The organism is Vibrio jasicida 090810c, assembly GCF_002887615.1.
GTDB lineage: Bacteria > Pseudomonadota > Gammaproteobacteria > Enterobacterales > Vibrionaceae > Vibrio > Vibrio jasicida.
This window is the reverse complement of the sequence record NZ_CP025792.1, coordinates 1412079-1424572: the sequence shown is the minus strand read 5'-3', so window position 1 is coordinate 1424572 and position 12494 is coordinate 1412079. Positions and strand designations below refer to the sequence as shown.

Here is a 12494-nt window from a genome sequence, read left to right as displayed (position 1 = left end):
AAAAGCTTGCGAACTCAAAAGGAGAGCAAAATGGCTGTAACAGTTAGTACTAACGTTTCCGCGATGACCGCGCAGCGTTATTTAAACAAGGCGAGCAACGAGCTAAACACCTCGATGGAACGCCTGTCATCAGGACATAAGATTAACAGTGCAAAAGACGATGCCGCAGGTCTACAGATCTCTAACCGTCTAACTGCACAGTCTCGTGGTCTTGATGTAGCAATGCGCAACGCAAACGATGGTATCTCGATTGCCCAAACAGCAGAAGGCGCGATGAATGAAGCGACGTCAGTGATGCAACGTATGCGTGACTTGGCGATTCAATCTTCAAACGGTACTAACTCTCCAGCAGAGCGTCAGGCGATCAACGAAGAATCATCAGCATTGACTGACGAGCTTAACCGTATCGCAGAAACAACCTCATTTGGTGGTCGTCGCCTATTGAACGGTTCGTTCGGTGAAGCGGCATTCCAAATCGGTTCAAGCTCTGGTGAAGCAATGATCATGGCGCTAACGAGCATCCGCGCGGATGACCAGCGTATGGGCGGTGTGACTTTCTTCTCTGAGAACGGTAAAGACAAAGACTGGGGTGTCGACCCGGCTAAAGCGGACCTAAAAATCACGCTTCCTGGCATGGGTGAAGACGAAGACGGCAACCCTGACGATCTAGAAATCAATATCAACGCAAAAACAGGCGACGATATTGAAGAGTTGGCAACGTACATCAACGGCCAATCTGATATGATCAATGCATCGGTAAGCGAAGACGGCAAGCTACAAGTGTTTGTTGCTCACCCGAATGTTCAAGGCGATATTTCAATCTCTGGTGGTCTAGCGTCTGATCTTGGTTTGACAGAAGATGCAGTGCGTACTTCAGTGCAAGACATCGACATGACAACTGTACAAGGTTCTCAGAACGCGATTTCTGTACTGGACTCAGCGCTTAAGTACGTGGATTCACAACGTGCTGACCTTGGTGCGAAACAAAACCGTCTGAGCCACAGCATCAACAACTTGGCGAACATCCAAGAGAACGTTGATGCATCGAACAGCCGAATTAAAGATACGGACTTTGCGAAAGAAACCACGCAAATGACCAAAGCTCAAATATTGCAACAAGCAGGTACTTCGATTCTTGCTCAAGCAAAACAGTTGCCAAACTCTGCGATGTCACTATTGCAGTAGTTTACCTTGCCTGTGTTCAATACATTCAGACGTGGATGGGAATGCAGGCTTGTGGCAAGCAACTTTATAATAGAATGTGCGGCTCTCTCATCTCTCACCTGCCAATCATTTTCAATGTAAGGTTGCACCCGGTGTGCCGGTTATGTGTTCATTTCTCTTGATCTCCACATAGGCTCTGGCTACCAACCTAGCCCCAGTTCTCTCAAAGGAAAAGGGGCTTTTTCTTTTCTATCTCCTAAATAAAACCTTCTTCACCTTCATCTAACTCACTGCTTTTTAGTGGCTTTTGATTGTTCTTTGCTCAATTTAGAACGCTCGGCTTAAGCTGCAGAAACTTGAGGCCTTTTTTCTATTTTTCTTCAATTTTTCTAGTCAAATCTCGCAAATTCATTTTTTTTGATTTTTTCCTAAAGCTTCTGAAATCCGAGTCGTTAATAGAAGTAACTTTGAGAGAACTACTTGGTTTTCCGAGACGTCGGAAACCGCTACATCGGAAAATCAATTGGAGAAATCACCATGGCAGTGAATGTAAACACAAACGTATCAGCGATGACCGCTCAGCGTTACCTAAACAACGCAAACTCAGCACAACAAACTTCTATGGAGCGTTTGTCTTCAGGTTTCAAAATCAACAGCGCGAAAGACGACGCTGCGGGTCTTCAAATCTCGAACCGCTTGAACGTACAAAGCCGTGGCCTGGATGTGGCTGTTCGTAACGCGAACGACGGTATCTCTATTGCACAAACTGCTGAAGGTGCAATGAACGAGACAACCAACATCCTGCAACGTATGCGTGACCTATCTCTTCAATCTGCGAACGGTTCTAACTCAAAATCTGAGCGTGTTGCGATTCAAGAAGAAGTAACAGCACTAAACGACGAACTAAACCGTATCGCTGAAACGACATCTTTCGGTGGTAACCGCCTACTTAACGGTACTTACGGCACTCAGTCTTTCCAAATCGGTGCGGACAACGGTGAAGCAGTAATGCTTAACCTAAAAGACATGCGCTCAGACAACCAAATGATGGGCGGCGTGAGCTACCAAGCTGACAACGGCAAAGACAAAAACTGGAACGTTGCTGCTGATAAATCAGACATGAAAATCAGCCTAACGGACAGCTTTGGTCAAGAACAAGAAATCAACATCAGCGCGAAAGCGGGTGACGATATCGAAGAGCTAGCGACGTACATCAACGGTCAAACAGACCTAGTGAAAGCGTCAGTAGACCAAGACGGTAAGCTGCAAGTGTTTGCGGGCAACAACAAAGTGGAAGGCGACGTTGAATTCTCTGGCGGCCTATCTGGTGAGCTAGGTCTAAACGACGGTAAGAAAGTAACGGTTGATACTATCGACGTAACATCAGTAGGTGGTGCACAAGAGTCTGTAGCTATCATTGATGCGGCATTGAAATACGTAGACAGCCACCGTGCAGAGCTAGGTGCTTTCCAAAACCGTTTCAACCACGCAATCAGCAACTTGGATAACATCAACGAGAACGTGAACGCGTCGAAGAGCCGTATCAAAGATACCGACTTCGCAAAAGAAACGACTCAAATGACCAAGTCACAAATTCTATCGCAAGCGTCAAGCTCAATCCTTGCGCAAGCAAAACAAGCGCCAAACTCAGCGCTAAGCCTACTAGGTTAATCAACCTAATACGACGCGATACAAAAGCCAGGCTCACCCCTGGCTTTTTGCTTATTCAAATCACGCATTAGGGACACCGAATAGGACAGGTGACAAGGAGTTCGTATCGATTAGATGGTCTCTTTAAATACCAATGTCACTGCGATGATGACGCAGCGACACCTCAGTCATGCGGCTGAGCAAAACATAGAGTCACAGCGAAATCTCACTTCAGGCTATCGGATTAACTCAGCCAGTGATGATGCTGCTGGTTTGCAAATTTCCAATACTCTTAATGTCCAAACAAGAGGGCTTGATGTCGCCTTGAGAAATGCGCACGATGCGTATTCGGTGGCACAAACTGCAGAAGGCGCTTTGCATGAGAGCAGTGATATATTGCAACGCTTGCGCTCTCTGGGGCTTCAAGCGGCAAACGGCAGTAATGACTCAAGTGATCGACAAAGTATTCAATACGAGGTCGTAGCGCTGCAAGATGAGCTTGATCGTGTCGCGATCACGACGACATTTGCAGATAAAAACCTATTTGATGGCTCTTACGGCTCGCAAAGCTTCCATATTGGTGCGAATGCCAACTCTATCTCTCTGACACTGCGAAATATGCGTAGTCACATCCCGGAGATGGGAGGGCAGCATTATGTTGGTGATGCAGTCGATAAAGATTGGCGAGTCACTAAAGATAATCAAACCCTTAAATTTGAATACCAAGACAGTAAAGGGCAAACCCAAACAGAATCTATTGGGCTCAAGCTAGGAGATCGCATCGAGCAAGTTGCTACTTATATCAATGCGCAGCAATCGATAGTGAGTGCCTCAGTGACTGAAAACAATGAACTGCAATTCTTTGCTTCAACCTTGAATGCACCAGAAGGTGTAGAGCTGAAGGGGCGTTTAGCGAATGGGCTTGATGTAAGTTCCGGTGAGCTCGTTACTATGGATGATATCGATATGTCGACAGTTGGTGGGGCACAGCTTTCGATTGGGGTGATTGATGCCGCTATTAAGTATGTTGATTCACACAGAAGTGAAATCGGTGGCTTTCAAAACCGTGTCAGTGGCACCATGGATAACCTGAATACGGTGAACCGTAGTGTGACGGAATCCAAAGGACAGATACGAGATACGGACTTTGCTCGTGAGTCGACGGAGATGGTGCGTTCGAAAGTACTGCAAGATGCAACAACTGCATTGTTGGCTCAGGCGAAGCAGAAACCAAGCTCGGCACTTGGGTTGCTCAGTTAAACCAGTTTTAGCGATGAAAGTTGTTTGGAAACAAAAGCTTCAGGTAATAAAAAACGCTGCCAATGGCAGCGTTTTTTTCGTGTTAGGCTAAGTAAAAATTACTTAGTTACACGTAGAACTGGAGTTTCACCAACAGTTACAGAACCAGAAAGCTTGTTCAGCTCTTTGATTTCGTCCATGTTAGAGATAACAACTGGAGTTAGCGTTGATTTCGCTTTCTCTTCTAGAAGAGCAAGATCGAATTCAATTACAGTGTCGCCAGCTTTAACAGTTTGACCTTCTTCAGCGATGCGCTTGAAGCCTTCGCCTTTTAGTTCAACAGTATCGATACCGAAGTGAACGAAAAGCTCAACACCGTCGTCAGACTCGATAGAGAATGCGTGGTTTGTTTCGAAGATCTTACCGATAGTACCGTTTACAGGAGCTACCATTTTGTTACCAGCAGGTTTGATAGCAATACCGTCACCAACGATTTTCTCAGCGAAAACAACATCTGGCACATCTTCGATGTTCACGATCTCACCAGAAAGTGGTGCGATGATTTCGATTGCACCTGCGTCAGCGCTGTCGTCAGATACTAGCTTCTTAAGTTTGTCAAACAGACCCATTGTGTCATGCTCCTAACGTTTTATTTAATTCTGTCGAATTATAGTATACCAATCTTACGAGATAGACGACTTTTTTTAACCGCCTATCCCATTGGAATTAGTTGATTATTGAGTTTTCTCTGCAATGAACTTTTCTACAACAGCTTCGATTTCTGCTGCTGTTGGTAGAGAAAGTGCTTCTTCAGCCATTGCTTTCACTTCTGCGAAGTTAGAGTTACGGATAACTTTCTTCACTTTAGGGATAGAGATGCCACTCATAGAGAACTCGTCTAGACCCATACCTAGAAGTAGAAGTGTTGCACGCTCATCACCTGCAAGCTCACCACACATACCAGTCCATTTACCTTCAGCGTGAGAAGCGTCGATAACTTGCTTAATCACAGTAAGTACCGCTGGTGATAGTGGGTTGTAAAGATGAGAAATCATCTCGTTACCACGGTCAACCGCTAGTGTGTACTGAGTTAGGTCGTTTGTACCGATAGAGAAGAAAGCAACTTCCTTCGCTAGGTGGTGCGCGATAGCTGCTGCAGCTGGAGTCTCAACCATTACACCGATTTCGATGCTTTCGTCGAATGCATGACCTTCCGCACGAAGTTCCACTTTGTACTCTTCGATTGCTTTCTTAAGCTCACGGATTTCTTCAACAGAGATGATCATTGGGAACATGATACGTAGCTTACCGTGTGCAGATGCACGTAGGATACCACGTAGCTGGTCACGTAGGATTTCACGACGATCCAAGCTGATACGTACTGCACGCCAGCCTAGGAACGGGTTCATCTCTTTTGGTAGATCCATGTATGGAAGATCTTTGTCGCCGCCGATGTCCATAGTACGGATGATCACAGATTCACCATTCATTGCTTCCGCAACTTCTTTGTAAGCTTGGTATTGCTCTTCTTCAGTAGGAAGTGCATCACGGTCCATGAACAGGAATTCAGTACGGTACAGACCAACGCCTTCACCACCGTTACGGATGATACCGTCACAGTCTTTAACTGTACCGATGTTACCGCAAACTTCTACGCGGTGACCGTCAGTCGTTTCTGCGTGTAGGTCTTTTAGCTTCGCTAGTTCTTCTTTCTCAGCGATGAATGCCGCTTTAACTGCTTTCGCGTCTTCTAGTTCAGCTTCAGATGGGTTGATAACGACTTTGTTGTTCATCGCATCAAGAATCAGCATGTCGCCGTTCTTAACTTGCTTAGTGATGTCGTTAGTACCAACGATCGCTGGAAGTTCTAGTGAACGAGCCATGATTGAAGTGTGAGAGGTACGACCGCCGATGTCACAAGCAAAACCAAGAACGTAGTCTAGGTTGATTTGTGCCGTTTCAGATGGCGTTAGGTCGTAAGCCACTAGGATAACTTCTTCATTGATGTCGCTTAGCGAAACAATGTTGATGCCTAGAGCGTTCTTAACGAAACGAGAACCGATGTCACGGATATCAGTTGCACGTTCTTTCAGGTATTCGTCGTCTAGTGACTCAAGAGCACATGCTTGCTCTTCGATAACTGAATGAATAGCGTGGTCCGCAGACATTTTGTCGTTTTTGATAAGTGCTAGGATTTCTTCTTCTAGCTCTTCGTCTTCAAGAAGCATGATGTGACCTTCAAAGATCGCTTCTTTTTCTTCGCCAAACGTTTCAAGCGCTTTTTGCTTGATAGTTTCTAGTTGAGCAGAAGATTTGTTACGAGCGTCAAAGAAACGTGCAACTTCTGCTTCTACTTGATCATCAGAAATAGTGTTTGTGTTTAGGACAATTTCATCTTCTTGAAGTAGTAGTGCTTTACCGATTGCAATACCAGGAGATGCTAGGATGCCTGAAATCATAGCCTTACCTTAAGTTGGTCAACTTTATAAAACGGGAGAATAATGGGTGCGCTAACGAATAGTATTAGCTTAGTTTTGAGCCTATTTCCAACGAAGCCATTTTGCTTTCACAAAATGGCTTCTGAAATAGGAGACCGAATTAGTGTAGTTGGTCCATTAGAGCAACTAGGTGGTCTACTGCTTGCTGAGCTTGTGGGCCTTCAGCAGAGATAGTTACTAGAGTACCTTTTACTAGGCCTAGTGTTTGCAGCTTGAATAGGCTCTTAGCGCTAGCGCTTTTACCGTTAGAAGTCACAGTGATGTCCGCGTCGAATGCTTTAGCTTCTTTAACGAACTGTGCAGCTGGACGAGTGTGAAGACCGTTTTCTGCTGTGATTTCTACTTGCTTCTCGTACATGTGATATACCCCAATAAATGTATTTTTTTGTTAGTTTGTGACTGAGTTTTAGCTTAACTGCTTTACTTCTTGTGCGCTAGCACGGGAGAGTTCAAAGCGTGTCAGAACTGATACTAGTCAAAAGTTTGGTAATTACGCAACTGTTTGCGTGCACAATTACTTAGAAAACTTTTTGGTTTAGATTCTTTATTTTGAACCTAAAAATAAAACACCCTGATATTACCAAAGGTGGGGCAGGGATCAACAAAAAAGCCCCTGACCGGGGCTTTTTTAAACGAAAAATTGATTTGACCACATATTACTGTTGGTTCTCTTTCTCAGTAAAGATACCGGCAAATAGTGCCGTACTTAGGTAGCGTTCACCTGAGCTTGGAAGTACAGTTACAATTGTTTTTCCTTCAAATTCAGGAAGTTCCGCAAGGCGGTTTGCTGCCACTACTGCTGCACCCGATGAGATGCCAGCCAGAATGCCTTCCTCTTCCATAAGGCGCTGAGCCATCTCAATTGCCTCTTCAGAAGTCACTTGCTCAACACGGTCCAAAAGCTCTAAATCTAGGTTGCCTGGGATGAAACCAGCGCCAATACCTTGGATTTTGTGTGGTGCTGGTTGGATTTCTTCACCTGCTAGTGCTTGTGCGATAACCGGTGATTCTGCTGGCTCAACAGCGACAGAAGTGATTGCTTTGCCTTTTTCACCTTTGATGTAACGGCTTGTACCAGTGATAGTACCGCCCGTACCAACACCTGCTACGAATACGTCGATTTCACCGTCTGTTGCTTCCCAAATTTCAGGACCCGTTGTCTTCTCATGAATCTCTGGGTTTGCAGGGTTGTTGAACTGTTGCAGAAGCAGGTATTTGTCTGGGTTGCTTGCTACGATTTCTTCGGCTTTCGCAATCGCACCTTTCATGCCTTTTGCTGCTTCAGTTAGCTCCAGATTTGCACCGAGTGCTTTTAGCAGTTTACGACGCTCAAGACTCATTGACTCTGGCATCGTTAGCGTTAGCTTGTAACCGCGAGCGGCCGCTACGAATGCAAGCGCAACACCTGTGTTACCACTGGTCGGCTCTACTAGCTCAACACCAGGTTTAAGCGTGCCTGCTTTTTCCGCTTCCCAAATCATGTTGGCACCAATACGGCACTTAACGCTGAAGCTTGGGTTACGTGCTTCGATTTTCGCCAAAACTTTACCTTTGCTCACTTTATTCAAGCGAACAAGAGGCGTATTACCAATAGTAAGAGAGTTGTCTTCGTAGATCTTGCTCATAGTGATGTTCCTTCATTACACGATTTGTGAATATGATTAGAAGAATATGCGGTATGAAAAAAAGGGAAAAGGATTAAAAAGTTATATCTTATGAGGTTGGTCGAGAATTGAACAAAATAACAGAGGAGGCTTATTCGGCCTCCTCTGATTGATTCAAAACTGCGCTATTGCTGGTGTTTAAACTCAGCTACCCACATTGCAGTTGCACCACATACAGCAACAGGCATAACAATGAGGTTGAGAATTGGAATGGTGGTAAATACGGAAACCAAAACACCAAACCCATAAGCTTTACCTTGCTTTTGTTTCAATTTGTAACGCATGTCATTGAACGGCACTTTATGGTTATCAAATGGATAGTCGCAGTATTGGATCGCCAACATCCAGGCTGTGAAGAAGAACCATAAGAAAGGTCCAACCGTTTGACCCAGAGCGGGAATCAACAACAACAGGAATAAACCAATCGCTTTTGGCAATACATACAGCAGTTTTCGCCATTCACGAGCCATAACACGAGGTACATCTTTGACCAATGCTGCAAACCCATCGTCATTGACTTTCTGACCAGTCAGCGACTCTTCTACTTTTTCAGCAAGCAATCCGTTGAATGGTGCGGCGATAAAGTTCGCTAAGGTGCTGAAAAAATATGAAAAGGTGGCGAGAATCGTTAGGACGAGAATTGGCCACAAGAGGTAAGTCAACCAAGACAGAAACTCAGGGAGTTGCCCAATCCAGCCTTCAATCCAAGCGTCTAAGTGAGAGAAAAGATAGAAGATAGCACCACCAACTAGCAATATATTCGCCAGCAGAGGGAGAACGACAAAACGTCTGATCTCTGGAGAGAGCGCCAATTGAATTCCGTATAGGAAATAACCAAAACCGGTTCTTTGTTGAATGTTCGACTTCATATCTATTTTATTTCTTGTGAGTGAAAACTCATTGTACCTGTCGATACTTTTCTTTCAATGCCCTAACAAATGAGGTCTTGTAAAGTGGAATCGTGGCAAGAATCACAACAAAAAACGGAACTTCTTGCATTAAGTTGTTCTAAACCTGCATATAGTTTTGGTAAAGTAAACGCATCATTCAGATTTATTGCACTTGGGTTACTGCTCAAGGATGTGCGAGTAGTAAGAACAGGTAGATTGAGAGTAAATAATGCAGGAATTGCGATTCGTACTCATTGTTGTTGGCGCATTAGCCATCGCCGCATTGCTTTTTCATGGCCTATGGACAAGCAAAAAAGAAGGCAAAGCGAAGTTTGGTAACAAACCACTTGGTAAGTTGGATGTTGACCAAGAAGAAAAAGAACCTCAAGAACAAGAGCGAGATTTTGCTCCTGCTCCAGAAGATGATTTCGAGATTATCCGTAAAGATCGCAAAGAGCCAGACTTTGGGATGGAAAGCTCGTTTGACAACAAGTTCGCCTCAGACCCTCTGATTGATGATGTTCTTGATGTAAAAGAGAAAGAGCATAAAGAAGAACCTGAGGTCCCTGCTTTTGTTGCAACTAAAGCGGAACAAGAGCCTGAGCCAGAAATTGTTGAGCCTGTTCAAGCGACGTTCGAAGAAGAGATTATCGAGCCAGTGTTCGAAGCTCCTGAAGTTGTCGAACCAGAAATCGATGTTGCACCAGTTGTTGTAGAGCAACCTGAAGAGCCAAAACCAGAACCTGAAATGCAAGTCATTGTGTTGAACGTTCACTGCGCTGGTGATGAGCCGTTCATCGGTACTAAGTTGTTCGATAGCATGCAGCAAAATGGATTGATTTACGGTGAGATGAATATCTTCCATCGTCATGTTGATTTGTCTGGTAACGGTAAAGTGCTCTTTAGTGTCGCCAACATGATGCAACCGGGCACATTAGAACATGGTGACCCTGCCGAATTCTCTACCAAAGGTATCTCGTTCTTTATGACATTACCTTGCTATGGTGAAGCAGATCAAAACTTCAACCTAATGCTGCGTATTGCACAACAAATTGCAGACGATATGGGTGGTAATGTCCTTGATGACCAACGAAATCTAATGACGCCGGATCGATTGGCATCTTATCGTCGTCAAATAGTTGAGTTTACTGCCGCTAGCGCATAATCTTAACACCAAATAAAGAGAGGGCTCCGTTAGGAGCCCTTTTTCATAGAATTCTCAACCTCATTTATTGAATACACACGGGGCTTTAATATGTCTGAACCAGTACTTCAGCGACTAGAAGAACTCAAAGAATCGTTGCATTACCACGCTGTTCGTTACTACGTGGAAGATAACCCTGAGATTCCAGATGCAGAATACGATCGTATGATGCGCGAGCTTATGGATATTGAAGCCGAACACCCAGATCTTGTTACAGTGGATTCTCCAAGCCAGCGTGTAGGTGGTCAGCCGTTATCTGAGTTCAGCCAAGTGACGCACGAAGTTCCAATGCTGTCTTTAGACAATGCTTTCGACGATGGTGAACTGGATAGCTTTCATAAGCGCGCTCAAGATCGTGTTCCTGACCAAACTATCAAGCAGTATTGCTGTGAACCTAAGTTAGATGGATTAGCTGTAAGCTTGCTGTACGAGAACGGTGTACTTGTACAAGCAGCAACGCGTGGTGATGGTGCGACAGGTGAAAATATTACTGAAAACGTACGTACTATCAGCGCAATTCCACTTAAGTTGCAAGGCAAAGACTGGCCTGCTCGTCTTGAAGTTCGTGGCGAAGTATTCATGCCGAAAGCCGGTTTTGACAAACTTAACGAGACTGCTCGCAAAAAAGGCGAGAAAGTGTTTGTGAACCCACGCAATGCAGCTGCGGGAAGCCTGCGTCAATTAGATTCGCGCATTACTGCTTCACGCCCATTGAGCTTCTACGCGTACAGTGTTGGTGTTGTGGAAGGTGCAACGTTAGCATCAAGCCATTACGAGCGATTCCTTCAAATCAAATCTTGGGGTTTGCCAATGTGCCCTGAAACCAAGCGAGTCGATAGCTTGGAAGAAGTGAAAGCCTACTATCAAGATATTCTGACTCGTCGTGAAGCATTAGCTTATGAAATCGACGGTGTCGTAATAAAAGCTGATGACATTGCTATTCAAGAGCGATTGGGCTTTGTTGCTCGAGCACCTCGTTGGGCTATCGCATACAAATTTCCGGCTCAGGAAGAAATTACAACGTTAAACGAAGTCGAGTTCCAAGTGGGTCGTACCGGTGCGATTACTCCAGTAGCGAAGCTTGAGCCTGTCTTCGTTGGCGGTGTAACCGTCAGTAATGCAACCCTACACAATGCAGACGAAATTGAACGTTTAGAGGTAATGGTTGGCGATGAAGTTGTGATTCGTCGTGCTGGTGATGTTATCCCACAAGTTGTTTCGGTGATCAAAGAGCGTCGTCCTGAAACTGCGCGAGAAATTATTTTCCCTGAAGCGTGTCCTGTATGTGGCTCTCATGTTGAACGTATTGAAGGGGAAGCGGTAACACGTTGTACTGGTGGATTAGTGTGCCAAGCACAACGTAAAGAAGCACTAAAACATTTTGTTTCTCGTAAAGCCCTTGATGTTGATGGTCTTGGCGACAAAGTGATTGAACAGCTCGTTGACCGAGAAATGGTTGAGACACCAGCAGATCTGTTTAAGTTGTCGGCCGGAGTGTTGACAGTCCTAGAGCGCATGGGCCCTAAATCGGCAACCAACGTAGTTAATGCTCTTGAGAAATCAAAATTGACAACATTACCGCGTTTCTTGTACTCGCTAGGTATTCGTGAGGTAGGGGAGGCGACGGCTGCCAACCTAGCGCAACACTTCAGGTCATTGGATTTGATTCAGGCAGCGACAGAAGAACAGTTAATTGAAGTTCAAGATATTGGCGTTATTGTTGCCAAACACATCACGACCTTCTTTGGTGAAGAGAAAAACCAGGTTGTTGTACAGGATTTGTTGAATCAAGGTATTAATTGGCCTGAGATTGCCGCTCCGCAACAAGGTGTTGAGTTACCGTTAGAAGGCAAAGTTGTTGTATTGACGGGCACGCTTTCTCAGCTGGGACGTTCCGAAGCGAAAGAAGCGCTGCAGAATCTAGGTGCAAAAGTGACGGGTAGCGTTTCAAAGAAAACCGATATTCTTTTTGCTGGAGAGAATGCTGGCTCTAAGCTAGCGAAAGCTCAAGAGTTGGGTGTTGAGGTTAAAACCGAACAAGACTTGCTCAATTTGATGAAATAACTTCCATCAAAAAAGATAAAAAATAACTAAAAGCCCTAAATGACAGTCATTTGGGGCTTTTTCTTGCCAATTAAAAAGTGACAAAATTAGCGCTATTTTCCTATTGAAATCATTTCAGTGA

General features: G+C 44.8%; 10 protein-coding genes. 5 read left to right on the top strand and 5 right to left on the bottom strand.

What is annotated here, in order from left to right; genetic code table 11:
* The first annotated feature begins 30 nt into the window (after window positions 1-30).
* The 3 genes from C1S73_RS06610 (at window position 31) to C1S73_RS06600 (ending at window position 4074) form a co-directional block, all read left to right on the top strand.
* Window positions 31-1185, top strand: coding sequence for a flagellin (locus C1S73_RS06610; RefSeq protein ID WP_038872900.1), 1155 nt, complete (start codon window positions 31-33; stop codon window positions 1183-1185).
* A 516-nt stretch (window positions 1186-1701) separates the two neighbouring features.
* A complete protein-coding gene (locus C1S73_RS06605) occupies window positions 1702-2835 on the top strand; it encodes a flagellin (protein WP_045463848.1) in 1134 nt (377 codons plus the stop codon).
* Between the two features lie 114 nt (window positions 2836-2949).
* Window positions 2950-4074: a flagellin gene (locus C1S73_RS06600; RefSeq protein WP_038865753.1), complete on the top strand. Its 1125-nt coding sequence runs from the start codon at window positions 2950-2952 to the stop codon at window positions 4072-4074.
* A 98-nt stretch (window positions 4075-4172) separates the two neighbouring features.
* On the opposite strand, the gene crr is transcribed toward C1S73_RS06600, so the two are convergent.
* The 5 genes from crr to cysZ form a co-directional block, all read right to left on the bottom strand.
* Window positions 4173-4682 (bottom strand): PTS glucose transporter subunit IIA, encoded by a 510-nt coding sequence (gene crr / locus C1S73_RS06595; protein ID WP_005425608.1) that lies wholly within the window; start codon window positions 4680-4682, stop codon window positions 4173-4175.
* Between the two features lie 105 nt (window positions 4683-4787).
* Window positions 4788-6512, bottom strand: coding sequence for a phosphoenolpyruvate-protein phosphotransferase PtsI (gene ptsI, locus C1S73_RS06590; RefSeq protein WP_038865752.1), 1725 nt, complete (start codon window positions 6510-6512; stop codon window positions 4788-4790).
* Between the two features lie 139 nt (window positions 6513-6651).
* The gene (locus C1S73_RS06585) at window positions 6652-6909 is read right to left on the bottom strand and encodes an HPr family phosphocarrier protein (RefSeq protein ID WP_005436894.1); all 258 of its coding nucleotides are present in this window, start codon (window positions 6907-6909) and stop codon (window positions 6652-6654) included.
* 298 nt (window positions 6910-7207) lie between these two features.
* The gene (gene cysK, locus C1S73_RS06575; RefSeq protein WP_038865751.1) at window positions 7208-8176 is read right to left on the bottom strand and encodes a cysteine synthase A; all 969 of its coding nucleotides are present in this window, start codon (window positions 8174-8176) and stop codon (window positions 7208-7210) included.
* A 164-nt stretch (window positions 8177-8340) separates the two neighbouring features.
* A complete protein-coding gene (gene cysZ / locus C1S73_RS06570; protein ID WP_038865750.1) occupies window positions 8341-9084 on the bottom strand; it encodes a sulfate transporter CysZ in 744 nt (247 codons plus the stop codon).
* 250 nt (window positions 9085-9334) lie between these two features.
* Between cysZ and zipA the strand changes: the two genes are divergently transcribed.
* Window positions 9335-10270 carry a cell division protein ZipA gene (gene zipA / locus C1S73_RS06565; protein ID WP_038865749.1) on the top strand — a complete coding sequence of 312 codons (936 nt, stop codon included), beginning with the start codon at window positions 9335-9337 and terminating at the stop codon, window positions 10268-10270.
* A 90-nt stretch (window positions 10271-10360) separates the two neighbouring features.
* Window positions 10361-12373 carry an NAD-dependent DNA ligase LigA gene (gene ligA / locus C1S73_RS06560; protein ID WP_038865748.1) on the top strand — a complete coding sequence of 671 codons (2013 nt, stop codon included), beginning with the start codon at window positions 10361-10363 and terminating at the stop codon, window positions 12371-12373.
* The last annotated feature ends 121 nt before the right edge of the window (window positions 12374-12494 follow it).

What these genes read in the sequence shown, in the direction of transcription:
- C1S73_RS06605 (WP_045463848.1), top strand. Translation starts at nt 1,702, where the DNA reads ATGGCAGTGAATGTAAACACAAACGTATCAGCGATGACCGCTCAGCGT.
- C1S73_RS06610 (WP_038872900.1), top strand. Translation starts at nt 31, where the DNA reads ATGGCTGTAACAGTTAGTACTAACGTTTCCGCGATGACCGCGCAGCGT.
- ligA (WP_038865748.1), top strand. Translation starts at nt 10,361, where the DNA reads ATGTCTGAACCAGTACTTCAGCGACTAGAAGAACTCAAAGAATCGTTG.
- cysZ (WP_038865750.1), bottom strand. Translation starts at nt 9,084, where the DNA reads ATGAAGTCGAACATTCAACAAAGAACCGGTTTTGGTTATTTCCTATAC.
- C1S73_RS06600 (WP_038865753.1), top strand. Translation starts at nt 2,950, where the DNA reads ATGGTCTCTTTAAATACCAATGTCACTGCGATGATGACGCAGCGACAC.
- crr (WP_005425608.1), bottom strand. Translation starts at nt 4,682, where the DNA reads ATGGGTCTGTTTGACAAACTTAAGAAGCTAGTATCTGACGACAGCGCT.
- C1S73_RS06585 (WP_005436894.1), bottom strand. Translation starts at nt 6,909, where the DNA reads ATGTACGAGAAGCAAGTAGAAATCACAGCAGAAAACGGTCTTCACACT.
- ptsI (WP_038865752.1), bottom strand. Translation starts at nt 6,512, where the DNA reads ATGATTTCAGGCATCCTAGCATCTCCTGGTATTGCAATCGGTAAAGCA.
- zipA (WP_038865749.1), top strand. Translation starts at nt 9,335, where the DNA reads ATGCAGGAATTGCGATTCGTACTCATTGTTGTTGGCGCATTAGCCATC.
- cysK (WP_038865751.1), bottom strand. Translation starts at nt 8,176, where the DNA reads ATGAGCAAGATCTACGAAGACAACTCTCTTACTATTGGTAATACGCCT.